This window comes from Actinomadura sp. RB99 (assembly GCF_014706005.1).
In the GTDB taxonomy this organism is placed as follows: domain Bacteria; phylum Actinomycetota; class Actinomycetes; order Streptosporangiales; family Streptosporangiaceae; genus Spirillospora.
Genome location: NZ_JABMCA010000003.1, coordinates 93,742 through 115,665 on the forward strand (window position 1 = coordinate 93,742; position 21,924 = coordinate 115,665).

Genomic DNA, 21,924 nt, shown 5'->3' on the forward strand with positions numbered 1-21,924 from the left:
GCCATGTTCCCCGTCTCTCCTCTCGCGGGCTCAACCGATCCCGAGGGCTTCCTCGATCGGGTGGAGCGCGAAGTAGGCGACGAAGACCAGCGACAGCGGATACAGCAGCCAGTGGATCTCCGAGAACCTCCCGCGCGCCACCTTCACCAGGGTGTGGACGAGCACGCCGGCGGCGACGCCCACCGTGATCGAGTAGGTGAACGGCATCAGCACGATCGTCAGGAACGCCGGGACCGCGATCTCCAGGTCGGCCCAGTCGATCTTGCGGGCGTGCGCCATCATCAGCGCGCCGACCACGACCAGCGCGGGCGCGGCGGCGCCGACCGGGACGACCCCGGCGAGCGGCGTCAGGAAGATCAGCGCGGTGAGCAGCAGGCCGGTGACGACGCTCGCGAGTCCGGTGCGGGCGCCCTCGGCGACGCCCGCCGCCGACTCCACGACCGCCGTGTTCGCCGACCCGTTCACGCCGCCGCCGACGATCGCGCCGAACCCGTCCACGGTGAGGATGCGGCCGAGGCCGGGCAGCCTGCCGTTCTCGTCGGTCATCCCGGCCTCCTCGCAGACGCCGAGGATCGTCCCCATCGCGTCGAAGAACCCGGACAGCACCAGCGTGAAGAGCACGACGGTCGCGGTGACGGCGCCGGCCCGGCCGAACCCGCCGAACAGGTCGACCTTGAACAGCAGCCCGAAGTCGGGCGTCGCGACGACCGAGTGGGGCAGCTTCGGCTCGACCGCGCCCCAGGACTTCGGGTCCACCTTCGCGACCTTGTCGACGACGACGGCGAACACGGTCGCGGCGACGATGCCGATGAGGATCGCGCCCGGCACCCCGCGGACGAACAGCACGAGCGTCAGCACCAGGCCGGCGCAGAACACCAGCACCGGCCAGCCGACGAGCTGCCCGAACACGCCGAGCTGGACGGGCGTGGACGCGGTGTCGTGGTGGCCGACGAACCCGGCGTCCACCAGCCCGATCAGCGCGATGAACGCGCCGATCCCGACGCCGATCGCCTGCTTGATCGCCAGCGGGATCGCGTCCATGATCAGCTGCCGGATCCCGGTGAGCGCGAACAGCACGATCACCGCGCCCTCCAGCACGACGAGGCCCATCGCCTGCGGCCAGGTCATGTGCGGCGCGGCCTGGAACACCACGATCGGGGTGACGCCGAGCCCGGCCGCCATCGCCAGCGGCGCGTTGCCGACCAGGCCCATCAGCAGCGTGGACAGCCCGGCCGACAGCGCGACCATGGTGGTGAGCTGCGCCGGGTCCAGGGTGGCGCCGGTGACGTCCTTCGCGTCACCGATGATCAGCGGGATGAGGATGACCAGGTAGGCCATCGCGACGAAGGTGGTGAGCCCGCCGCGCGCCTCGCGGGCGACGGTCGTGCCCCGCCCGCGCAGGTCGAAGAGGCGGTCGAGCGCGGAACGGGCGGGGGCGGGCGGCTTCTCCGGAAGCCTCTCTCGGGTCTCGGTCACGGTGCATCCCCTCTTTCCGGGGTCCGGGGCCGCCCCCGGGCGAGCACGGGGGCGTGATCGACCACCGGACCGGCCCGCCGGGCCGCCCGTTCGCCGATCTGGTGCGGTTGTGGGGCGGGCCGCCCGCGCCGTCCCCCCGAGAACGGAGCGCGGGCCGCCCCTGCCGACCGGTCGCTAGCCGGAGGTCTCCTGGACGCCGGAGGGCGCGGGCTCCCCGTAGGAGGTCGGCAGGGACACGTGCTCTGGGCGGATCGGCACGCGGGTGAGCTCCCGGCCCGTGGCGTCGCGGACGGCCGCGACGATCGCGGGCGTGGAGGACAGCGTGGGCGGCTCCCCGGCGCCGCGGAGCCCGTAGGGGGCGTCCGGGTCGGGGTATTCGAGGATGTCGAGCCGCATCGGCGGCATGTCGAGGATGGTCGGAATGAGGTAGTCGGTGAAGGACGGGTTCCGGACGACGCCGCCGGACACGACGATCTCCTCCATCACGGCGAGGCCGAGGCCCTGCGCGGAGCCGCCGTGGATCTGGCCCTCCAGCGACAGCCGGTTGAGGATCCTGCCGACGTCCTGGACGGCGGCCATCTCGACCACCTTGACCAAGCCGAGGTCCACGTCCACGTCGACGACGGCGCGGTGCACGCACAGCGCGAGCTGGGTGTGGGTGGTGCCCTGCCCGGTGACCGGGTCCATGGCGGTGGTGGGCCGGTGGTGGTACTCGCGGGTCTCCTCGATGGCGTCGCCGCCGAGGACGTCCTCGATGCCGCCGAGCACCCCGGCCGCCCGCGAGACGATCTTCCCGCCGGCGATGGAGAGGTCGCCGTGCCCGTAGCGGCGGGCGGCGCGCGCGAGCAGCTCGGCGCGGACGGCCTCGCACGCGGTCTTGACGGCGCCGCCGGACATGTACGACTGGCGGGACGCGCTGGACGAGCCGGCGTCGCCGGCCCGGTCGTCCGCCGGGGCGATGGTGACCTTCTGGACGCCGAGCTCCGTCCGCGCGATCTGCGCCTGGACGGTGACGAGCCCCTGGCCGACCTCGGCGGCGGCGGTGTGCACGAGCGCGGTCGGCTCGCCGCCGATGACCTCCAGCCGGACGCGGGCGGTGGACAGGTCGTCGAAGCCCTCGGAGAAGCAGATGTTCTTGATGCCGACGCCGTAGCCGACGCCGCGCACCACGCCCTCGCCGTGCGTGGTCTGGGACGCGCCGCCCGGCAGGTTCCGGAGGTCGGACGGGTCGCACGCGGGCGGCATCGGCATGGCCTCCAGCCGCGTCAGCATCTCCGCGAGCGGCGCCGGCGACTCGATGACCTGCCCCGTCGCGAGCCGCGACCCCTGCGAGACGGCGTTGCGGCGGCGGATCTCCAGCGGGCCCAGCCCGCAGGCCGCGCCGAGCCGGTCCATCATCGACTCGTAGGCGAAGCACGCCTGCACCGCGCCGAACCCGCGCATCGCGCCGCACGGCGGGTTGTTGGTGTAGACCCCGTACGCGTCGATCCTGATGTTCGGGATCTCGTACGGGCCGACGCCGAGCGACGCGGCGTTCCCCGTGACGTTCCGCGTGGACGAGGTGTACGCGCCGCCGTCCAGGATGATCTCGACGTCGGCGTAGACGAGCTTCCCGTCCGCCGTGGCGCCGTACTCGTACCGCATGAACGCGGGATGCCGGTGGACGTGCCCGAAGAACGACTCGTACCGGTTGTACGACATCTTCACCGGCCTGCCGGTGTGCAGCGCGAGCATCGCCGCGTGGATCTGCACCGAGAGGTCCTCGCGGCCGCCGAACGCGCCGCCGACCCCGGCGAGGGTCATGTGCACCTGCGACTCGTCCAGGCCGAGGCACGGCGCGATCTGCGCCAGGTCGTTGTGGATCCACTGCGTGGACACGTACAGGTCGACGCCGCCGTCCTCGGCCGGGACCGCCAGGCCCGCCTCCGGTCCGAGGAACGCCTGGTCCTGGATGCCGACCTCGAACTCCTCCGCCACCACGACCTCGGCCTGAGCGCGCGCGGCGTCGACGTCCCCGACCCGGACCGGCTGGTACCGGGTGATGCCGCCGAGCGGCTGCACCTTCAGCCCCTCCGGGTCGGCGATCACCGCGCGCGGGTCGGTGATCGGCTCCAGCACCTCGTAGTCGACAGCGATGCGCTCCATGGCGCGCCGCGCGGTCTCGGGATGGTCGGCGGCGACGACCGCCACCGGCTCGCCCTGGTGCCGGACCTCACCGATCGCGAGGACGGGCTGGTCCTCCGTGTGGTCCTCCCCGTACACCTTCTTGCCGGGGACGTCCTCGTGGGTGAGGACGGCGTGCACGCCCGGCACCGCCAGCGCGGGGCCGATGTCGATCGCGCGGATGCGGGCGCGCGGGTGCGGGCTGCGCAGCGTCGCGCCCCACAGCATCCCGTCCATCCACAGGTCGGACGCGTACGCGAACTCGCCGGCGACCTTGAGGGCGCCGTCGGGGCGCAGCGGGCTGTCGCCGACGCCGCCGTCCCCTGGGGCGGCGACGTGGCCGGGTGTCCTGACCGGAGACGCCATCTAGAGGACCTCCTCCGCGAGCCGCATGAGGCGCCGGTGCGCGTCGGCGCCGCGCCGCCCGACCACGTCCTGCGGGACGGAGACGAGCGTGTCGCCGGCGACGACGGTCCGGCCGCCGACGAGCAGCCGCTCCAGCGGCGGGGTGCCGCCGAACGCGAACGCGACCACCGGATCGTCGACGGCGGCGTGGAACCCGTCGACCCGCCACAGCGCGACGTCGGCGAGCTTGCCGGGTTCGAGGGTGCCGATCTCGTCCTCGCGGCCGAGGCAGCGGGCGCCGCCGAGGGTCGCCATCTCCAGCGCCTGCCGGGCGGTCAGCGCGTCCGGGCCGTAGCGGGCGCGCTGCATGTAGACCGCCTGCCGGATCTCCCCGGCGAGCGGGACGAGCTCCGCCGACGCCGACCCGTCCACGCCCAGCCCGACCGGCGCGCCCGCCTCCAGCAGGTGCGCGACGCGGGCGATGCCGGCGCCGAGCCGGGCGTTGGAGCTCGGGCAGTGCGCGGTGCCGGTGCCGGTCTCGGCGAGCCGCTTGATGTCGGTGTCGTGCAGGTGGACGCAGTGCGCGAGCCACACGTCCGGGCCGAGCCAGCCGATCGAGTCGAGGTACTCGGTCGGGGTCATGCCGAAGTGCTCGGTGGTGTGCTCCTCCTCGTCGAGGGTCTCGGCGAGGTGGGTGTGCAGCCGGACGCCCTTCTCGCGCGCCAGTTCGGCGGACCGGACGAGCAGGTCGCGGGTGACGGAGAACGGCGAGCACGGCGCGACCGAGATCCGCAGCATCGAGCCGAACGAGGCGTCGTGGTGGCGGTCGATGGCCGCCGCGGTCTCGGTGAGGATCGTGTCGAGGTCCTCGACGACCTCGTCCGGCGGGAGGCCGCCCTGCGACGCGCCCCGGTCCATCGAGCCGCGGCACGGCTGGAACCGGACGCCGAGCTCCGCGGCCGCCTCGATCTCGGCGGCGAACAGGTCGCCGCGCCCGCGCGGGAACAGGTAGTGGTGGTCGGACGCGGTCGTGCAGCCGGACTTGGCGAGCCAGCCGAGCCCGGCGCTCGCGGCCCCCGCGACGACCTCGGCGTCCATCTTCGACCACGGCTTGTAGAGCGTGGTGAGCCATTCGAACAGCGTGCTGTCGGTGGCGAGGCCCTGGCTTGCCCACTGGTACAGGTGGTGGTGCGCGTTGACGAGGCCGGGGGTGGCGAGGCAGCCGGTCCCGTCGATCCGGTCCGCGCCCGCGACGTCCGGGGCGGGGCCGGCGCCGACGGCGGTGATCCGGTCGCCCTCGATCACGAGGTGCCCGCCGGGGTGCTCGTCCCCGGACACGGTCACGACGTGCGCGTTCTCGATGATGGTCGTCACGTGAGTGCAGCCTTTCGCCGGGCCGCCAGCCGCACCGCGTCGAGGATCTTCTCGTAGCCGGTGCAGCGGCACAGGTTGCCGGCCAGCGCCTCGCGGATCTCGGCGTCGGACGGCGCGGGGTTGCGTGCGATCAGGTCATGGGACTGGACGATCAGGCCGGGCGTGCAGAACCCGCACTGGACGGCGCCCGCCTCCAGGAACGCCTGCTGGACGGGGTCGAGGCGCTCGTCACCCGGCCGCCCCTCCGCCAGGCCCTCGACGGTGCGGACCTCGCGCCCCTCGACCTGGCCCGCCGCGACGAGGCACGCGCACGCCGGGACGCCGTCCAGGTAGACCGTGCAGGAGCCGCATTCGCCCTGCTCGCAGGCGTTCTTCGAACCGGGGAGCCCCATCCGCTCCCGCAGCATGTAGAGCAGGCTCTCGCCCTCCCACACATCGTCGACGGTCTCCTGCGAGCCGTTGACGGTGACGTTGACGCGCATCAGGACGCCTCCCTTCGCTTCGCGCGGTGCTCGTTCCAGGCCCAGGTCAGCGTGCGGCGCGCCATCACCGCCAGGGCGTGCCTGCGGTAGCCGGCGGTGCCGCGCACGTCGTCGATCGGCGCGGCGGCCTCGCGGACCAGCTCGCCGAACCGCCGCGCCGCCGCGTCGGGCAGCGGGCCGCGGCCGTCCCAGTCGAGCTCGCCGGAGATGAACTCCTCGGCGGCGGTGGCGCGGCGCGGCGTGGGGGCGGCGGAGCCGACGCCGGTGCCGACGCGGCGCTCGCCTGGATGCAGCGCGACCGCGAACGAGCACACCGCGATCACCATCGCGTTCCGCGTGCCGATCTTGGAAAAGTACTGCGGGCCGGGCGCGGGCGCGGTCCAGACCGCGCGGATCAGCTCGTCCGGCTCCAGCGCGTTCCGCTTCACGCCCAGGTAGAACCCGGTCGCCGGGATCATCCGGACGCCGCGCTCCGCCGACTCCACCTCGATCACCGCGTCCCCCGCCAGCAGCGGCGGATGGCTGTCGCCCGCAGGCGACGCGGCGCCGAGGTTGCCGCCGATCGAGCCGCGGTTGCGGATCTGCGGGGAGCCGACCGTCCGGGACGCCTGGGCCAGGCCCGGCAACCGGTCCCCCAGCTCGCGGATCACCCGCGCGTACGGGACGCCGGCGCCGATCCGGAGGCGGCCGTCCGCCTCGTCCCACTCGGCCAGCTCCCGGACCCGGTTCAGGTCCAGCAGCGCCGCCGGCCGGCGCACGTCGAAGTTGATCTCCACCATGACGTCGGTGCCGCCCTGGATCGGCAGCGCCCCCGGCGTCTCGCGCTTCGCGGCCAGGGCGTCCGCCCAGGTCGCCGGGCGCAGGAACTCCATGCCGTCTCCTCACTGCCACGCGGACGGGGCGTCCGGGGCGTCGTCGGTGAGCACGGTGCCCTCGATCAGCCCGTACGGGCGGTCCGCCGCGAAGTAGACCTCGTTGTCGTTGTCCATCCCGAAGGGCTCCAGGTCGACCAGGAAGTGGTGCTTGTTCGGCATCGACATCCGCACCTCGCACAGCTCCGGCCGCTCCTCCAGCACCCGGCGGCCCATCGTGTAGAGCGTCTGCTGCAGCGACAGGCTGTGCGTCGTCGCGAACGCGTCCAGCAGGGCGGCGCGGGCGGCCGCGTACGACCCGCCCCAGTCCGAGCCGGTGCCGCGATGCCGCCACTGCGCCGTCACCGCCGTCGCGAGGATGCGGTCATCGGTCGGTTCGAGGGTCGTGAACTCGTCCTGGACGAACCCGTGGAACTCGCTGCCGGTCGAGTTCAGGACGGTCAGGTCCGTCAGGCCGGACACCACCGACTCGGCGCCGTCCGAGCCGTCGCTGTGCACCAGCGCCGTCCGGACCTCCGTCCCGCCCCGGACGAACGAGTGCGGGCCGGTGATCCGGTCCCACGCGTACTCTTCGATCCGCACGCGGGCGTGGTGCACGGTCGGCTGCGAGTCCACGAAATGCCGCGCCAGCAGTAGCCCGAACTCCTCCGGTTCCCCGATCCCGTACTTCTTCGCGAACGCGAACACGGTGTTCTTCTGCGTGTCCGTCGTCAGGACGGCGGAGTTGTCGCCGGTCAGGTGCACGTCGTCCATGTCGCCGGACAGGAACACCCCGACGTTCAGGTCCCGGATGCTGTGCGTCCCGCCGTCCCGGGTGACGCGGACGACGCGGACCTCCGCCTTCCCGTAGCGGTTCGGGCCGAGAACGATGGCCATCGGGCTAGCTCCCTCGGTAGGTCGAGTAGGCGAACGGGCTCAGCAGCAGCGGGACGTGGTAGTGCCGGCCGGCATCGTCGATCGTGAACGCGACGGTGACCTCCGGGTAGAAGTCGGACAACCCGGACGTGTCGAACGTCAGCCGGTGCACGCCCGCGCCCGGCTCGGCGCCCCACTCCTTGATCCGGCCGTCGGCGTCGGTGCGGGCCGCGGCGACCGGCGTCCACGTCCCGTCCGGCTCCCGCCGGTCGAGCCTGACCGCGACCCCCGCCGCCGGCAGGCCCTTCGCCGCGTCCAGCACGTGCGTCGACAGGCTCATCGCTCCTCCTCCGGTCCGCCGGCGAGCCTGGCCAGCCGCAGATCGACGATCTTCGCCAGCTCCCCCCGGACGGCCGCCCGCTCGGCCTCGTCGTCATTGCCCAGGCGCTCGCGCAGCGCGGCGAGCATCTCGGCGGCGCTCAGGCCGGTGGCGCAGATGAGGAAGACGTGCCCGAACCGCTCCTCGTAGGCCCGGTTGCCCTCCACCAGCGCCGCCCGCAGCTCCGCCGCCGCCGCGTCCATCCCGGACTGCTCGCCCCGCGACCACGCCGCCTCCCGCCCCTCGCCGCGCGCCCGGTCACCGATCCGGGGATGCGCGGCGAGCGCCTCCTCGACATCGGCCCAGTCCAGGCCCGCGAGCGCCGCCGCCGAGGCGGCCCGGAGCTCCGCGAGGTCCGCGTACGGCCGTCCGGCCGCGACCTCGGCCGCCCAGCGGCGGGACGCGCAGCACGCCAGCAGCCCGCCCTCCGTGACGTCGAGCCGTTCCCCCACCGGCGCCTCCCTTCACCGTCGTTCGCGTGTGCGTCGTTCCGTCCGAGTCATTGCCGCCAGTAGATACGGCAACCGGAGACGGGGTGAAGGGACAGGACATCCGAACTGTGACCCCGCTCATGCCGGTGTTTTCGTGCGTTGCTCCAATCGCGGCCGCGGACCGTTGACACCCGGCCCGCCGAACGGTGGGTTAACTGGTCCTATGAAGCTGCGCGCGCTGCTCGACATGCCGGAGCTGCGGCTGGAGGTCGTCACCGGCGGCGACCTGCTGGACCGGGTGATCACCTGGGTGGTCACCACCGACCTGCTGGAACCCGGGCGGTACCTCGGCGGCAAGGAGCTGGTGCTGACCGGCCTGGTCTGGCGGTCCGGACCAGCCGACTCCGAGGTGTTCGTGCGCGCGCTCGCCGAGGCCGGGGTGTCCGCGCTGGCGGCCTGGGACCTCGCCACGGGCACCATCCCCGACGATCTCGTCGACGCGTGCCGCCGGCACCGCATCCCGCTGTTCAAGGTCCCGGAGGACGTGGCGTTCGCGACGGTCACCGAGGAGGTCGTGCGGCACCTGTCCGGCGCGCGCGCCGCCGACCTCACCGCCGTCCTGGACCGGCACCGCCGGCTCGTCGCCGGGATGAGCGAGGGCGCCGGCCTCGGCGCCGTCCTCGACCTCGTCGGCCGCGACCTCGGGATGCGCTGCTGGGTGCTGACCGCAACCGGACGCGTCGTCGCCGGACCGCCCGGCGCCCCCGACGGCGCCGCGCTGGCCCGCGCCTTCCTCACCGCACCGCGGCTCCCGCACCACCTGGCCGCCGCCGGCGTGACGCTCTTCCCGGTGGCGGAGGACACCACCTCCCGCGTCGCGGACTGGTTCGTCGCCTGCGCGGGCGACCACGCCGACTGGCCCGCCGAGCGCCGCGCCCTCACCACCGAGCTCGCCGCGATCGCCGCGCTCGAACGGGCCCGGCTGGACGACCGGCTCAGCGCCGAGGGGCGGCTCGCGCAGGAGCTCGTCCGGCTGGTGGTGTCCGCCGCGGCGGCCGACGAGATCCTCCCGCGGCTGGAGCTGGCCGGGCTCGACCCGCACGCCTCCTACGTCGCGGTCGCCGCCGCCGGGCGCGGGACGCTGCGGCCCGGCGAGCTGCGGTCCGTCCTCGGCGAGGTCATGCCCGTCCCGCGTCCCGTCGTGGGACTGCTGGACGAGGAGGCCATCGCGCTCGTCCCGGTGCCCGACGCCCCTTGGTCCGCGGCCGGAGGGCCGGTGCCGGACGTCGCCGCGTCGGTCCGGAGCGCGCTGGCCGCGCTCGCGCCGGGCCTGGCGGGCGCCGGGATCGCGGTCGGCGTCAGCGACGTCGTCGGGGCCCGCGAGCTGCGGGGAGCCGTGGACGAGGCCCGCTACGCGCGGCGGCTCGCCTCCGGCCGCACCGACCCGGTGTGCGTCGTCCGGCACGACGAACTCGCCACGCACGTCCTGCTGCTGGCGACCGTTCCGGAGGACGTCCGGCAGATGTTCAAGGTGCGGCTGCTCGACCCGCTGCGCAGATACGACGAGGTGCACAAGGCCGATCTGATCCGCACCCTGGAGACGTTCCTGCAGAACTCCGGGTCATGGACGCGGTGCGCCGAACAACTGCATCTGCACGTCAATTCCGTCCGGTACCGGATCCAGCGCATCCAGGACCTGACCGGCCGCGACCTCGCCCGGCTGGAGGACCGCGTCGACTTCTTCCTCGCGCTCCGGCTCTCCTAACCGCCGCCGATCCACGTGCGGTACGCGATCTGGAGGGCGGCGCGGCGATCGGCGTGGGCGAGGACGTCCACGCTGTCGACCCACTGCTCGACGGACCCGACGTACGGCGGCAGCGCGGCGACCTCGGGATCGGTGATACCGGCGACCAGCTCGGCGGCGACCGCGTCATCCACCGTCCGGTACGGGCGGTCCCAGAACTGGACGACGGCCTTGCCTGGGGCCGGGAGGCCGCGCTCGCGCTGGACGTCCAGCAGGATCTCGGCGGCCTCCGCCAATGCCGCCTCCCTTTCCCGCCATTCCGGCGCGGCCACCGCGATATCGAGCGGCTCCGCCAGACGTCGCGCGACGGGCAGTTCCTTGAACGCCGTACCGCGCCATTTCCCGTACGGAGCCCACTCGCCCGACAGCGCGAAAGCCAGCCGGATCAGATCCTCCGCGACCCGCGCGGCGAGGATCCGCGACCCCGACTCGTCCCCGCGCTCGGCCGCCCGCCCGATGATCGGCATCCACTGGGACGCGCGCCGCCACCACGCCGCCAGGACGTACCGCTCGACGTCCGGCGGACAGCGGCGGAGCGCCTCGCGGATCCCGGCGAGCGACGCCGTCCCGTCCGCAAACACCGGCCCCGCCGTCACCTCCAGGACGCACTGCCCCACCAGGCACAGCCAGTCGAGCACCGACAGCCCGCCGGTCGGGTCGACGCCCAGCCGGAACCGGCAGAACGCGGCGACGGTCGAGACCTCCACCTTGTGCGTCGCCGCCTGGTCCCAGGTGACCGGGAACCGCACGGGGCGGCCGCCGTACCGGTCCGGCAGTTCCCGCTCCAGCATCGCCGTCACGTCCGGGACCGCGCCCGCCGCCGCGTCGTCCAGCAGCAGCGTCAGGCGGCAGCCCCAGTCGTGGTCGCGGCTCGTGACGTCGTCGAACCCCAGCACGTCCGAACCGGACCCGAGCCGCGCCGCCGCGTACGGGACGCCGGGGAAGTGCGCGTCCAGCAGCGGCCGCACGAGATCGTCGAAGTACGCGCGGGCCAGGTCCGCGCCCTGCAGATGACCGTCCACCCGCCCACCCCAGCAGACCGGACGGTGACCGGGCCAACCATTTCAGCGCAGCGCGGACCGGCCGGTCGGCGCCAGCCGCAGCACCTGCGGCTCCGGCACGCCGCCGGGAAGCTCCACCTCGCGGGAGGCGATGACGACGACGTGGCCGTCACCCGTCCGGACGGGCAGCGCCGGGAAGTCGTTCTCCGCCTCCAGCGTCGCCAGAGCCAGCGCGTCCGGGCCGTACAGCGGGACGACCTCGTCCAGCATCGACCGCTCGACCTCCGCGAGCCGGTCACCGAACGACCACAGGAACGCGAAGACCGGCCCGCCCGGCTCCTGGGCACCGACCGGCGGCCGCGGGCCCGGCTCGGGAACCGGACGCAGCGGCCGCAGGAGCCGCGCGTCCGACGAGTCCAGCATCGTCGCGTTCGCCTGGTCCCGATGCGCCTTCCACACCGGGCCGAAGTAGAACGCGCGCAGCGCCTCGCCCCGTCCCTCCAGCTCCTCGAACGCCCGGAGCCAGACGAACCTGTCCGGATCGTCCAGGTCCCGGAACTGGCCGAGCACGGTCATGCCGGCCGCCTCCTGCGGCTCGACCAGCTCCCGGTCGAACAGCTCGATCAGCTCGTCCCGCCGCCCCGGGCGCAACCTGTACTGCCGCAACTCGATCACGTTCACGGGCCCAAGCGTCACCGCGGCACCCGGCCGCGCACGACCCGCATCCCGGCCATTTCCCGCCGGATTCGGGCCACTCCGCCGGCCTGGTCAGGACGTGTGGCGGACCAGCGCCGGGACGAGCGCGTCCCACGTCCGCCGGGGAAGCTCGTTGCCCATGCCCGGCAGGACGAGAAGCTCCGCTCCGGGGATCTCGGCGGCGAGGGCGCGGCCGTTGCCGAGCGGGAAGAACGGATCGTCCTCCCCGTGCACCACCAGCGCCGGCACGGCGATGGAGCCGAGCCGCTCCCGCCAGCGCGGCGTGCAGTCCATCGCGGCGAACGCCGTCCCCATCAGGTCTCCCCGAAGGGCCTCCCCCGGATCGCGGGACGTGACGTCGGCGCGGTCGTGGATCCGCTCGATCCCCGTCCGCGCCTCCGCCTCGTCGAACCCCGCCCCCGCGAGATGGCGCGCGTTCCCGACCATGAACTCGACGACCTGCCCGCGGTCGCTCCAGTCGACCGCGGGCGGATTCATGAAATGCGCCATGAGCTCGGGCGCGTGCTCGGGCAGATCCGGATCGTTCGGCCCCGGCGCGGTCGGCCGGGTCGCGATCAGCGTGAGGCCCGCGACGCGGTCCGGGTGGTCGAGGGCGAGGAGCTGGGCGATCCAGCCGCCGGTCCCGAAGCCGACGACATGCGCCGCCGCGAGCCCGTGCGCGTCCAACACCCCGGCCGCGTCCGCGACCAGATCACGCAACGTGTAATCGAGCCCCGACGAACCCACCGAAGCCGTCTCGGCCTGTGTGGCTTCAGGCTGGGAGCCGTCACCCGGGTTGGCGGCGGGCTGGCCGGTGGATGGGGCGGCGGTGGGTGAGGTGGTGGATGGTGTGGTGGTGGCGGGCTGGGCGGTGGGTGTGGATCGTCCGGTGCCGCGCAGGTCGTAGCGGACGACGAACCGCCGAACCGCCGCCAAGCGCTCACACAGCTCGTCCGGCCAGGTGAGCATCGTGTTTCCGATGAGCAGAAGGGGCGCCTCGGCCGGGTCCCCGAACGTCTCCACGCACAGGGCCGTGCCGTTGACCTTGATGAAGGACTCCATGGAGAGTCAGACCGCCGCCACACCCCCAACTCATCGCGGGCTCGCGAGCGGGTCGAGATCCGGTAGGGCCGTGTGGGCGCTGTGCGGGCGCTGTTCGGGGGCTGTGTGGGGGCTGTGTGGGCGCTGTGCGGGGGCTGTGTGGGCGTCGCTTCGTCTGGTCTGGCTTCGCATGCTTTGGCTCACCCGTGCGCCATACCGAAATGTTCGATCCAGTCAGGATGATCTACTGGTATCGAGCTGCGGGCCTTCGATGTCTACTTGATCTGGACGTTCGGATGGCCTTCTTGGAGGCGTTGAAACGGCTTCCTTGTGGGCAGCGTTCGAGATTTCCGCGCAAGGGACATGGGTAGACGCGTTTACCCGAGAAAGGGTGTTCGGGTGGTGGGGTGGCGCTTGCGTACGGGGCCGCCCCTCCAAAGTCAAGGGCGCCTTCGGCGTCGCTTCGCGATGGACTTCGTCCACCCTTGACTTTGGAGCCTCTGCGGCCCCTAGGCAGGTGATGGGGGCAGGCTCCGCCTGCCCCGCCCCCGGGTCGCGCCACCCCACCACCCCCCTCCGTCAGGGACGAATCTCCCTTGCGTGAGGCGCGAAGATCGGCAACAGGCCACGAGGTCCAGCAGCCTTTCCCGCCCAAAAAATACCGGGAAGAATGTGGCCGGAACGGCCTTGAACGGCCTCGAATGTCGGTCACACAGGGTACTATTTACGTATGCAATCAGTGACGGTCGGGCTCGAGGTCGCGTCCACCATGGAACTGGTGAACGCACTCTCAACCATCGCCACTGAACTCGCATCGCGAGAAGCCCCGGAATCAGCGGCCGCGTGCCTGGAACTCACCGAAACACTTGTGGCCGCGTCCGATATGCAGGAAAGCGCACTCGCCGGATTCATCGGCCGAGTCGACGCCGCCGGAGAGCAGGCCCGGTGGGGATATCCCTCCACCCAGGCATGGCTGCGGTCGCGGTTGGGCATGCGCGACAGCCGAGCCAAGGAGCGCCTCACCCTCGCCCGGCAGCGCCACCGCCTACCGGAAGTCTGCGCACAGCTCGCAGCCGGGGAGCTGTCCTACGGATACGCCGCCACCGTCGCCGACTCGGTCGCCCGCCTGGACGACCACGACTGCGCCGAGGCGGAGGCGACGCTGCTGGGCTTTGTCGAGCAGGGCTTCTCGGCCGGAAAGGTAGCCGCGTTCGGCCGCCGCATCCGCGACCTCATCGCCGAACGCGACGACACCGAAGACGCCCCCGACGAGGACACCAAGCGCGGCTACGACAATTCCTGGCTCACCACCACCCGATCCCTGGACGGCGGCCGGTACGTCAAAGGGTGGCTGAACCCCGAGGACGCCGCGATCTGGGACGGCACGCTCGCTCCGCTGGCCAAGCCGGCCGGACCCGACGACCGCCGAGACCTCTCCGAACGGACGGCGGCAGCACTGTCGAGCGTCCTCTCAGGCGGGCACAAGGCGTCCAAGATCACCGTCATCTGCGACCTGGAGACGCTCACCGGCGGCAACGCACCCGCCCGCCTCACCGACGGGTCACCGATCCCCGCCGCCCAGGCGCGCCGCATCGCACTGGCCGCCGGAGTCTCACCCCTCCTCCTCGGACGCGGAAACACACCGCTCTACCTCGGCCACCGGGAACGCTTCGCCAGTGCGGCCCAGCGGCAGGTGCTGGAAACGCTCTACCCCTCGTGCGCGGTACGAGGCTGCGAGGTCCCCGGAACGCTGTGCGAGGTCGACCACGTCCACGGATGGGCGCTCGGGCGATCGCCCACCGACATCGACCAACTCGCCCTCACCTGCGGATGGCACAACCGCTTCAAGCACAGCCGCCCCGACCAGATCCAGATCACCAAAGATCAGGACGGGCGATACATCTACCGGCTACTCCCACCAGCCGACGCCCGAGCATCCGCAACCGGGGCCGGACCACCGGGCAACATCGGCCCACCCGACAGCCCCGCCCTCGACTGGGCCGCATAACCGCAGCGCCGCTCTCCTGCACCGGTGCACCCGTACCAATCAAATCGGGAGGATCGGGCGGATAGCCATGCCCTCGCAACCACATCACGACGCCTGTGGTCCGCCAGCGGCAGCGCACCTCTCATGGCTCAAGCCACGCAGAACTCGTTTCCTTCTGGGTCCAGCAGGACGACGGCGTAGTGATCCAGGTCAGGCCCACCCAGTGTCCGCAGCACCGTGGCGCCTGCGCTGGTCAGACGTGCCGCCTTGGCATTGACCCGCTGAACCCGAACGGACAATGGGACGGCTCGACCGCCGCTCACCTTCAGGTCAAGGTGCAGCCGGTTCTTGACGACCTTTGGTTCGGGGACGCGTTGGAACCACACACGGGGGCCTTGTCCCGCTGGATCCACGATCGACTCCGGCACCTCACCGGCCCCAGCGGGCAACTCTTCCTCGGGGACTCCTAATGCCGTCCAATACTCTCGCCAACTGCTGTGATCGTCGGGTGGCGGCTCGGGCAGGTATCCGAGAGCCTCGCACCAGAAGGCCACCAATCTCTTCGGCTCGGCGCAGTCGATGACCAGTTGCATGGTGACGTCCATGCCTCACAAGCTCCCAGAGAGGTCGGACAGAGCGATGCCATCGCTAAAGCCGCTCGACCTCCCTTACGGAAGGGGGTGGTGGGGTGGCGCGACCCAGGGGCGGGGCAGGCGGAGCCTGCCCCTAACGCTGCCTCAGGGGCCGCAGAGGCTCCAAAGTCAAGGGTGGACGAAGTCCATCGCGAAGCGACGCCGAAGGCGCCCTTGACTTTGGAGGGGCGGCCCCGTACGCAAGCGCAACCCCACCACCCGAACACCCCTCACGCCGATCTCCCGAACACCCATCTTGAAGACCCAGGACGCACTTCTCCCAGCTCTCCATGCCCTGTCCGCTCAACCAGATCCCGACCCACCGCTCCCTCTGCCCAACCAGCCCGGCTCAACCAGGAACCTCGCTCAACCACCCCCGTCCACCACCGCCGCTCCCGACCCGCCTCCCGGAACCCTCACCCCGCCACACGTCCGAACATCCATCCCGGCGCCCACGGCCGAACACCACCTCAGCCCTCACCGCCGAACACCACCCCAACCCACCCCGGCAACATCACTTCCGGCCCACCGCCGTAACACCACTCCCGCCCGCCGACTCCCCAGGCCATGCCCGCAAGCACTAGGCCGTGCTTCAACGCCCCGGCCCAGTTCGCTCGCCTGGCGGCTCGCTACGTGACCGGGCCTGGGCGAACGCGGCATCGCTTCGTGATCTGCCCGGCTCCGCTCGCCTCCGGCTTCGCTCCACCGGCCAGGTCACGCGTTCGCACGTGCGGCCGTGGCCACTTCAAGGCAGGTCCTAGTCCCACCGCACTCCTATCCCGCCGCCCTCCGCGTCCCCCGCACTCCGCGTCCCCCGCACTCCACGCCCCCCGCACACCACGCCCCCCGCGCTCCTCGGTCCTCACACTCCACGCCCCCCGCGCTCCTCGTTCCCCAAACTCCGCGTCCCCCGCGCTCCACGTCCCGCCCCTAGGAGCAAGCAGTCCACCCGCAAAACCCCAACCGGCCCGCTCCGCGAACGTCCAGGCTGGACGCACCTCGCGCAGCCGCAATTTCGTCACCTCCGCCGCCCCACACCGCGCCGTAGAAGCCACTGCCCTTCGGCCAGGCGCCTCCAGCGAGCCGACAAAGACGGACCAGCGACGACAGGCCCGCGCGCAGGTTGCGGCCCCCGAATGGCGGCAGCACTCGGGGGCTCGATAGGTGGACGGCTACTGCGTGCGGCCCGCGACGATGGCGGCGAGGGCGGCGGTGATGTGGGCCTCGGCGGCGGGCTTGGTGACGCCGGCCTCGGAGAGGACGCCGGTGCCGTGCTCGTGTTCGAGGAGCGCGAGCAGGATGTGCTCGGTGCCGATGTAGTTGTGGCCGAGCCGGAGGGCCTCGCGGAAGGTCAGTTCGAGGACCTTCGTGGCGTCCTGGTCGAAGGGGATGAGGGCGGGCAGCTCGGCGGACTCCGGGGGCAGCGCGGCGGTGGCGGTCTGCCGGACGGTGTCGAGCAGCACGTCCTGCGCGGTGATGGCCTTGGCCGCGAGCGACTCGGGGTCGGCGAGCAGCCCGAGGACCAGGTGGGCGAGGCCGATCTCCGGGCTGCCGGCGGCGCGGGCCTCGTTCTGCGAGGTGACGACGACGTTGCGGGCGCGGAGCGTGTAGCGGGAGAACCCCTGGGACGGGTCGAGGTCGCCCGTCAGGCCCTTGGGGACGAAGCGCTTCTGCGCGGCCTGCTTGCTGACGCCCATGCTCCTGCCGATGTCGGTCCAGGACGCGCCGGAGCGGCGGGCCTGGTCGACGAAGTGGCCGATGAGGTGGTCGGCGACCTCGCCGAGGTGCTCGGCGGCGACGACGGCGCTGGTGAGCTGTTCGAGGGCGTCGGGGTGGACCTTCTTGATGGCGGCGATGAGGTCGTCCAGCCGGATCTGGACGTCGGTCTGCGCGGATTCGCTCATGCGTCAACCATAGGTTGACGATCCAGGATCGTCAACCGGCAGTTGACGGTTACCAGGCGGCGGCTCCGGCGAAGGCGGTGGCGTGCGGGGCGTAGCCGAGGACGTCGCGGGCGGCGGTGATGTCGAGGGTCCGCTCGACGGCGAGGTGGCTGATCGCGTAGCGGGTGAGGCGCGGCGGCTCGGGGCGGCGGGCCAGCAGGAAGGCGCCCTCGGCGACGGTGGCGAGGGGCCGGGCGAGGCGCGCCGGGATGTAGACGGGGCGGGCGGCGACGCCGCGCTCGGCGAGGATGGCGCGGAACGCGTCGTCGATGACGATCGGGGCGGCGTCGGCGACGTTGAAGACGCCGGAGGAGACGGGACCGGTCGCGGCGAGCAGGCACGCCTGGACGAGGTTGGCGATCGAGGTCAGGCTGATCCGCTGGCGGCCCGTCCCGACCGCGGGCAGGAACGGGCCGCGGACGGCGGACAGGACGCGCGGCAGCAGCGTGGTGTCGCCCGGCCCGTAGACGGCGTGCGGGCGCAGGACGATCGCCTCGCGTCCGAGCACGAGCCGTTCGGCGGCGGCCTTGGAGGCGCCGTAGGCGTTGAGGTAGCGGCCGACGGGCGCCTGGTCCTCGGTGGCCATGACGCTGGGCCGGTGGGGGTCGTACACGCTGGCGGTGCTGACGTGCACGAACCGCGCGCCGGGGAAGGACGCGAGCGCGTTGCGCGTGCCGGTGAGGTTGGCGGCGAACAGGTCGGCGGGCCGTCCCCAGTCGGTGACGCTGCCCGCGCAGTGGACGACGGCGTCGACGGCGGGCGCGTCCGGGATCGGCCCGCGGGTGAGGTCCCAGGAGCGGTAGGGGGCGCCGGCGAGGTGGCCGGGCGGGACGGACGGCCGCCGGCCGAACCCGATGGCGGTGATGTCGCGGCAGGTCAGGGCGCGGCAGACCGCGCCGCCGACGAAGCCGGACGCGCCGGTGACCGCGATCCTCATCCGGGCGTCCCCCGGTGCCGTGCCGCGAGGTCGCGGAGGCGGTCGCGGTCGAGCTTGCGGGTGCGGCCGGAGCGGGGCAGCGCGTCGAGGACGATGACGCGGTCGGGCAGCGCGTCGTGGTCGATGACGGCGGGGAGCTCGCGGCGGAGATGCGCGGGGTCGGCGGTGCCGGTCACAGCGAGGACGACCTCCTCGTCCCCGGTGCCGGGGTCGGGGACGCCGACGATGGCGGCCTCGTCGACGCCGGGCAGCGCGGCGATCGCGGGCTCGTAGAGGCCCGGGTAGAGGTTGAATTTGCCCCGGATGAGCATGTCCTTCTTCCGGCCGGTCAGGATGATCCGCCCGTTGTCGAGGCGGGCCAGGTCGCCTGTGGCGAGTTCCTTGAACGGTTCGGCGCCGAGATAGCCGCGGCAGAGGTTCGGACCGGAAAGGAGCAGTTCCCCGTCATCGGCGAGCCGTGCTCCCACGCCGGGAAGAGGAGCGCCCAGAAGGTCGCCTTCGGCGCCGGACGCGGTGTGCGCAAGTTTCTCTTCGGCCGACGCGATCGCGACCGGCAGGATCTCGGTCATCGCGTAGACGGAGAGCACTTCGGCGGACGTCGCGCTCGTCGCGCGTTCCAGGATTCCAGCGGGCGCGGGTGCGGCGCCGAGCAGGACGTACCGGAGCGACGGCGGCAGTTCCGGCGCCGCGTCCAGGATCTCGGCGAGATGGACGGGAACGCAGAACGTGTGGGTGGCGCCGCGCTCGCGCATGAGGCGCACGAAATCGGCGGGCGAGCAGAAAAGCGGCGGCATCGACCAGCGGGCGCCGGATATCAGCGTCGGCAGTCCGAGCATCAGCTGGTCGGTGTGGACGACGTCGCCGGTTCCGAGGGGCATGCGGTCGCGGAAAAGGCCGAGGGCCGCGGCAAGGGACGCCTGGGAATGGACGACGGCGCGCGGGGACGCGGTCGTCCCGGAGGTGAAGATGACGGCGGCGGGGGCATCGGGGTCGGTGTCCCGTTCGGGTTCCGGGGCGTCGCCGCGCAGCAGGTCGGCGAGCGGCAGGGAGCCTCGCGGCACTCCCGGGAGGCGGCGCCCGACATGGACGTGCCGCATCGGGTCCTCGCCGGGGATCCGCAGTTCGGCGAGGTTCGGAAGCAGCAGCCCGCGCCTCCGCGCATAGGCCCGGACCATTCTCAGCCGGCTGCCCGCATAGAGCACCGATTCCGCGGCGGACCAGCGCGGCCGCGCCAGCCGGAGCCGGGCCGTGAACATTTCCGGCCCGGCCCCGGGGTCGGCGAACACCACGACCCCACCGGCGGCGACGACGCCCAGCGCGAGGACGAGTGATTCCGGCGACGGGCGGACGGAGAACAGCACTCCGTCGCCTTCCGCGAGGCCCGCGGAAAGGAGTCCGTGGCGGACGGCGAGAACCCGGCGCCGCAATTCGCCGTACGTGAGCCGCGCGCCGTTCCCGGACACCAGGGCGACATCGCCCGGTGTGCGCGCCGCCTGGTCGAGCAATTGCCGGACGAGCGTCATGCGACGGCCTCCGAACGGACGGCGAGATGGCGGTAGGTCGGGATCAGGACGCCGCGGGCGGCGGCGCGGCTCGTGATGCGCAAGGGGGCGGCGTCCAGGAGCGTCCGGGCGACCCGCCGGATCTGCGCCATGGCGAGGGGGTAGCCGATGCAGAAATGCGGGCCGGCGCCGAACCAGAGGCGCCGGAGTTCCGGCGGGTGCGGGCGTTCGAGGTCGAAGGGCCCATGGTCGCGGCAGCAGTTGTGCGTGGCGATGAGCACCCGGTCCCCCGGGCGGATCGCGACGCCGCCGACGACCGCGGGGCGGTGCACGCTCCGCAGCATCACCGGCGTCGGCGTGGTCACGCGCATCGCCTCGTCGATCGCCCGGTCGAGCAGCCCGCGCGCGGCGGCGACCCTCGGCAGCTGCCCCGAGTCGGCGAGCAGCGCGATCAGGCGGGGCAGCAGGGTCGCGACGGTCTCGGTGCCGGTGAGGAAGAAGGCGCCGGCGGCGCCGCGCGCCTCGTCCTCGGAGAGGCCGAGGGTCCGCATGCGCCCCATGACCGTGGACTCGTCGCCGCCGGCGTAGGACTTGACGGCGATGGCGCCGAGCGGGTCGAGGACGGCGCGGGCCCGTTCGACCTGCGCCGGGGTGAGGCGCCGCGTCCGCAGCGACACCATCGACACGATCCGCTCGCCCTGCTCGAACAGGTGCCGCCAGTCCGCCTCCGTGCCCGCGTCCAGGCCGATGACCTCGCTGATGACGGCGCCCGCCATGACGCGCGCGGCGTCCACGAGGTCGACGGTCGCGCCGCGCGCGAGGCGGTCGGCGAGCCGCGCCAGCGGGTCCGCGAGCACGCGCGCGCACAGCGCGTCGGTGTAGGACGGGGTGAACAGGTCGGTGAGGCGGCCGCGGAGGGCGCGGTGCGCGTCGCCCTCCATGTTCAGCAGGACGGACGGGCCGAGCACGGGCGTCCACAGGTCGCCCGGCGAGCCGGGGCCGTCCTTGCGGAACGTCTCGCCGTCCATCAGCACCTCGCGGGCGAGCGGCGCCGCGTTCACGACGACGCCGAGCCCCGGCACGCGGACGATCGGCCCGCGCCGGGCGAGCCCTCTCAGCAGCGGATACGCGAAGGGATGCGCGGTCAGGTAGAGCCGCCGCTCCCAGTCCGGGAACCTCATCGGATGTCCACGACCTCGGGCATGTAGCGGTGATCGGCGTACCAGCCGAGGGTCTTGACCAGGCCGAACGCGCGCAGCCGCCGCACCGACCCGTACACGGCGACGTCCTTGCGGAGGCCGTAGGCGTCGGTCAGGTAGCGGACGCGGTTGACGAGGGCGCGGTCCTCGTGGACGTCCTCGATGCGGGTGCGCGGGAACCCGCCGGCCCGCTTGTACAGGTCGGCGGTGATGGCGACGTTGCAGCCCGGCATCATCACGTACGGGCCGAGGTACAGCGGGTCCTGGTTGCCGGGGCGGAACCGGCCGAACGTGGCCGCGATCCCGATGACGGCGGGAAGCAGCCGGCGCTCCCAGAGCTTCAGCGGGAACTCGTCGGTGCGGGGGCGCAGCGGGCCGGACACCATCTCGAGCCCGTCCGCGAACGCCCGCTTCACCGCGGCGATCCAGCCGGGAGCGGGCAGGCAGTCGGCGTCGGTGCGGGCGATGTGCGTGGCGCCGGCGGTGATGGCGTGCCGGAAGCCGGTGTCGGCGGCGGCGCCCGTCCCCTTCTCCGGTTCCGGGACGATCCGGACGTCCATCGCCGGATGCTCCTCGGCGAACGCCCGGACGGCGGCGGCGGTCCCGTCGCGGCTGCCGTTGTCGACGACGGCGAGCGTGAAGCCGGGGTCGGTCTGCGCGGCGAGCCGGTGCAGGGTCGCGCCGATCGAGCGCTCCTCGTCGAACGCGGGGACGACGACCCACAGGTTCATGACGCCCGGCTCGGCGGCCGGTGTGGTCGGGGGTGTGGCCGGCGGCGTGGTCGGGGGCGTGGTCGGAGGCATGC

19 protein-coding genes are annotated in these 21,924 nt (G+C 72.9%); 2 read left to right on the forward strand and 17 right to left on the reverse strand.

The features are described 5' to 3' along the window. Positions 1 to 30: 30 nt before the first annotated feature. The 8 genes from amrb99_RS04040 to uraD form a co-directional block, all read right to left on the reverse strand. Entirely contained in the window at positions 31 to 1,476 is a 1,446-nt protein-coding gene (locus amrb99_RS04040) for an NCS2 family permease (protein ID WP_190852385.1), read from the reverse strand. Between the two features lie 174 nt (positions 1,477 to 1,650). Beyond that, positions 1,651 to 4,005 (reverse strand): xanthine dehydrogenase subunit D, encoded by a 2,355-nt coding sequence (gene pucD / locus amrb99_RS04045; RefSeq protein ID WP_190852387.1) that lies wholly within the window; start codon positions 4,003 to 4,005, stop codon positions 1,651 to 1,653. Beyond that, positions 4,006 to 5,358, reverse strand: coding sequence for an 8-oxoguanine deaminase (locus tag amrb99_RS04050; protein WP_347256520.1), 1,353 nt, complete (start codon positions 5,356 to 5,358; stop codon positions 4,006 to 4,008). Then, a complete protein-coding gene (locus amrb99_RS04055; protein WP_190852389.1) occupies positions 5,355 to 5,840 on the reverse strand; it encodes a (2Fe-2S)-binding protein in 486 nt (161 codons plus the stop codon). The genes amrb99_RS04050 and amrb99_RS04055 overlap by 4 nt, the downstream gene beginning before the upstream one ends. Continuing rightward, positions 5,840 to 6,712 (reverse strand): FAD binding domain-containing protein, encoded by an 873-nt coding sequence (locus amrb99_RS04060; protein ID WP_190852391.1) that lies wholly within the window; start codon positions 6,710 to 6,712, stop codon positions 5,840 to 5,842. Before amrb99_RS04060 ends, amrb99_RS04055 begins: the two co-directional genes overlap by 1 nt. 9 nt (positions 6,713 to 6,721) lie before the next feature. Next, positions 6,722 to 7,588 (reverse strand): factor-independent urate hydroxylase, encoded by an 867-nt coding sequence (gene pucL, locus amrb99_RS04065; protein ID WP_190852394.1) that lies wholly within the window; start codon positions 7,586 to 7,588, stop codon positions 6,722 to 6,724. Between the two features lie 4 nt (positions 7,589 to 7,592). Further along, complete coding sequence (uraH, locus tag amrb99_RS04070) at positions 7,593 to 7,907, reverse strand: hydroxyisourate hydrolase (RefSeq protein WP_190852396.1); 315 nt, start codon at positions 7,905 to 7,907, stop codon at positions 7,593 to 7,595. Next, positions 7,904 to 8,398 carry a 2-oxo-4-hydroxy-4-carboxy-5-ureidoimidazoline decarboxylase gene (uraD, locus tag amrb99_RS04075; RefSeq protein WP_190852398.1) on the reverse strand — a complete coding sequence of 165 codons (495 nt, stop codon included), beginning with the start codon at positions 8,396 to 8,398 and terminating at the stop codon, positions 7,904 to 7,906. Before uraD ends, uraH begins: the two co-directional genes overlap by 4 nt. A gap of 202 nt (positions 8,399 to 8,600) precedes the next feature. Between uraD and amrb99_RS04080 the strand changes: the two genes are divergently transcribed. Next, entirely contained in the window at positions 8,601 to 10,142 is a 1,542-nt protein-coding gene (locus amrb99_RS04080; RefSeq protein WP_190852400.1) for a PucR family transcriptional regulator, read from the forward strand. On the opposite strand, the gene amrb99_RS04085 is transcribed toward amrb99_RS04080, so the two are convergent. The 3 genes from amrb99_RS04085 to amrb99_RS04095 all read right to left on the reverse strand — a co-directional run bounded on the left by amrb99_RS04085 (position 10,139) and on the right by amrb99_RS04095 (position 12,940). Further along, positions 10,139 to 11,203, reverse strand: a complete 1,065-nt coding sequence (locus amrb99_RS04085; RefSeq protein WP_206699783.1) for a DUF4037 domain-containing protein — start codon at positions 11,201 to 11,203, stop codon at positions 10,139 to 10,141. The two genes, amrb99_RS04080 and amrb99_RS04085, sit on opposite strands and share 4 nt — an antisense overlap. Before the next feature lie 42 nt (positions 11,204 to 11,245). Continuing rightward, entirely contained in the window at positions 11,246 to 11,863 is a 618-nt protein-coding gene (locus tag amrb99_RS04090; protein WP_347256521.1) for an NIPSNAP family protein, read from the reverse strand. Between the two features lie 87 nt (positions 11,864 to 11,950). Beyond that, positions 11,951 to 12,940, reverse strand: coding sequence for an alpha/beta hydrolase (locus amrb99_RS04095; protein ID WP_190852402.1), 990 nt, complete (start codon positions 12,938 to 12,940; stop codon positions 11,951 to 11,953). A gap of 709 nt (positions 12,941 to 13,649) precedes the next feature. On the opposite strand from amrb99_RS04095, the gene amrb99_RS04100 reads away from it, so the two are divergent. After that, positions 13,650 to 14,927, forward strand: coding sequence for an HNH endonuclease signature motif containing protein (locus amrb99_RS04100; RefSeq protein WP_190852404.1), 1,278 nt, complete (start codon positions 13,650 to 13,652; stop codon positions 14,925 to 14,927). A gap of 128 nt (positions 14,928 to 15,055) precedes the next feature. On the opposite strand, the gene amrb99_RS04105 is transcribed toward amrb99_RS04100, so the two are convergent. From amrb99_RS04105 to amrb99_RS04130, 6 genes are all read right to left on the reverse strand, one after another. Beyond that, on the reverse strand, positions 15,056 to 15,511 hold the full coding sequence (locus tag amrb99_RS04105) for a VOC family protein (protein ID WP_190852406.1): 456 nt from the start codon (positions 15,509 to 15,511) through the stop codon (positions 15,056 to 15,058). Between the two features lie 1,199 nt (positions 15,512 to 16,710). Further along, positions 16,711 to 17,442, reverse strand: a complete 732-nt coding sequence (locus amrb99_RS04110; protein ID WP_190852409.1) for a Clp protease N-terminal domain-containing protein — start codon at positions 17,440 to 17,442, stop codon at positions 16,711 to 16,713. 49 nt (positions 17,443 to 17,491) lie between these two features. Next, on the reverse strand, positions 17,492 to 18,418 hold the full coding sequence (locus amrb99_RS04115; protein ID WP_190852412.1) for an NAD(P)-dependent oxidoreductase: 927 nt from the start codon (positions 18,416 to 18,418) through the stop codon (positions 17,492 to 17,494). Continuing rightward, positions 18,415 to 19,941, reverse strand: a complete 1,527-nt coding sequence (locus amrb99_RS04120; RefSeq protein ID WP_190852414.1) for a class I adenylate-forming enzyme family protein — start codon at positions 19,939 to 19,941, stop codon at positions 18,415 to 18,417. The genes amrb99_RS04115 and amrb99_RS04120 overlap by 4 nt, the downstream gene beginning before the upstream one ends. After that, on the reverse strand, positions 19,938 to 21,101 hold the full coding sequence (locus tag amrb99_RS04125) for a cytochrome P450 (RefSeq protein ID WP_190852425.1): 1,164 nt from the start codon (positions 21,099 to 21,101) through the stop codon (positions 19,938 to 19,940). The genes amrb99_RS04120 and amrb99_RS04125 overlap by 4 nt, the downstream gene beginning before the upstream one ends. Then, complete coding sequence (locus amrb99_RS04130; protein ID WP_241755223.1) at positions 21,098 to 21,922, reverse strand: glycosyltransferase; 825 nt, start codon at positions 21,920 to 21,922, stop codon at positions 21,098 to 21,100. Before amrb99_RS04130 ends, amrb99_RS04125 begins: the two co-directional genes overlap by 4 nt. Positions 21,923 to 21,924 lie beyond the last annotated feature (2 nt).

What these genes read in the sequence shown, in the direction of transcription:
- uraH (WP_190852396.1), bottom strand. Translation starts at nt 7,907, where the DNA reads ATGAGCCTGTCGACGCACGTGCTGGACGCGGCGAAGGGCCTGCCGGCG.
- amrb99_RS04120 (WP_190852414.1), bottom strand. Translation starts at nt 19,941, where the DNA reads ATGACGCTCGTCCGGCAATTGCTCGACCAGGCGGCGCGCACACCGGGC.
- amrb99_RS04125 (WP_190852425.1), bottom strand. Translation starts at nt 21,101, where the DNA reads ATGAGGTTCCCGGACTGGGAGCGGCGGCTCTACCTGACCGCGCATCCC.
- amrb99_RS04110 (WP_190852409.1), bottom strand. Translation starts at nt 17,442, where the DNA reads ATGAGCGAATCCGCGCAGACCGACGTCCAGATCCGGCTGGACGACCTC.
- amrb99_RS04095 (WP_190852402.1), bottom strand. Translation starts at nt 12,940, where the DNA reads ATGGAGTCCTTCATCAAGGTCAACGGCACGGCCCTGTGCGTGGAGACG.
- amrb99_RS04115 (WP_190852412.1), bottom strand. Translation starts at nt 18,418, where the DNA reads ATGAGGATCGCGGTCACCGGCGCGTCCGGCTTCGTCGGCGGCGCGGTC.
- amrb99_RS04100 (WP_190852404.1), top strand. Translation starts at nt 13,650, where the DNA reads ATGCAATCAGTGACGGTCGGGCTCGAGGTCGCGTCCACCATGGAACTG.
- amrb99_RS04105 (WP_190852406.1), bottom strand. Translation starts at nt 15,511, where the DNA reads ATGGACGTCACCATGCAACTGGTCATCGACTGCGCCGAGCCGAAGAGA.
- pucD (WP_190852387.1), bottom strand. Translation starts at nt 4,005, where the DNA reads ATGGCGTCTCCGGTCAGGACACCCGGCCACGTCGCCGCCCCAGGGGAC.
- amrb99_RS04080 (WP_190852400.1), top strand. Translation starts at nt 8,601, where the DNA reads ATGAAGCTGCGCGCGCTGCTCGACATGCCGGAGCTGCGGCTGGAGGTC.
- amrb99_RS04060 (WP_190852391.1), bottom strand. Translation starts at nt 6,712, where the DNA reads ATGGAGTTCCTGCGCCCGGCGACCTGGGCGGACGCCCTGGCCGCGAAG.
- pucL (WP_190852394.1), bottom strand. Translation starts at nt 7,588, where the DNA reads ATGGCCATCGTTCTCGGCCCGAACCGCTACGGGAAGGCGGAGGTCCGC.
- amrb99_RS04055 (WP_190852389.1), bottom strand. Translation starts at nt 5,840, where the DNA reads ATGCGCGTCAACGTCACCGTCAACGGCTCGCAGGAGACCGTCGACGAT.
- amrb99_RS04130 (WP_241755223.1), bottom strand. Translation starts at nt 21,922, where the DNA reads ATGCCTCCGACCACGCCCCCGACCACGCCGCCGGCCACACCCCCGACC.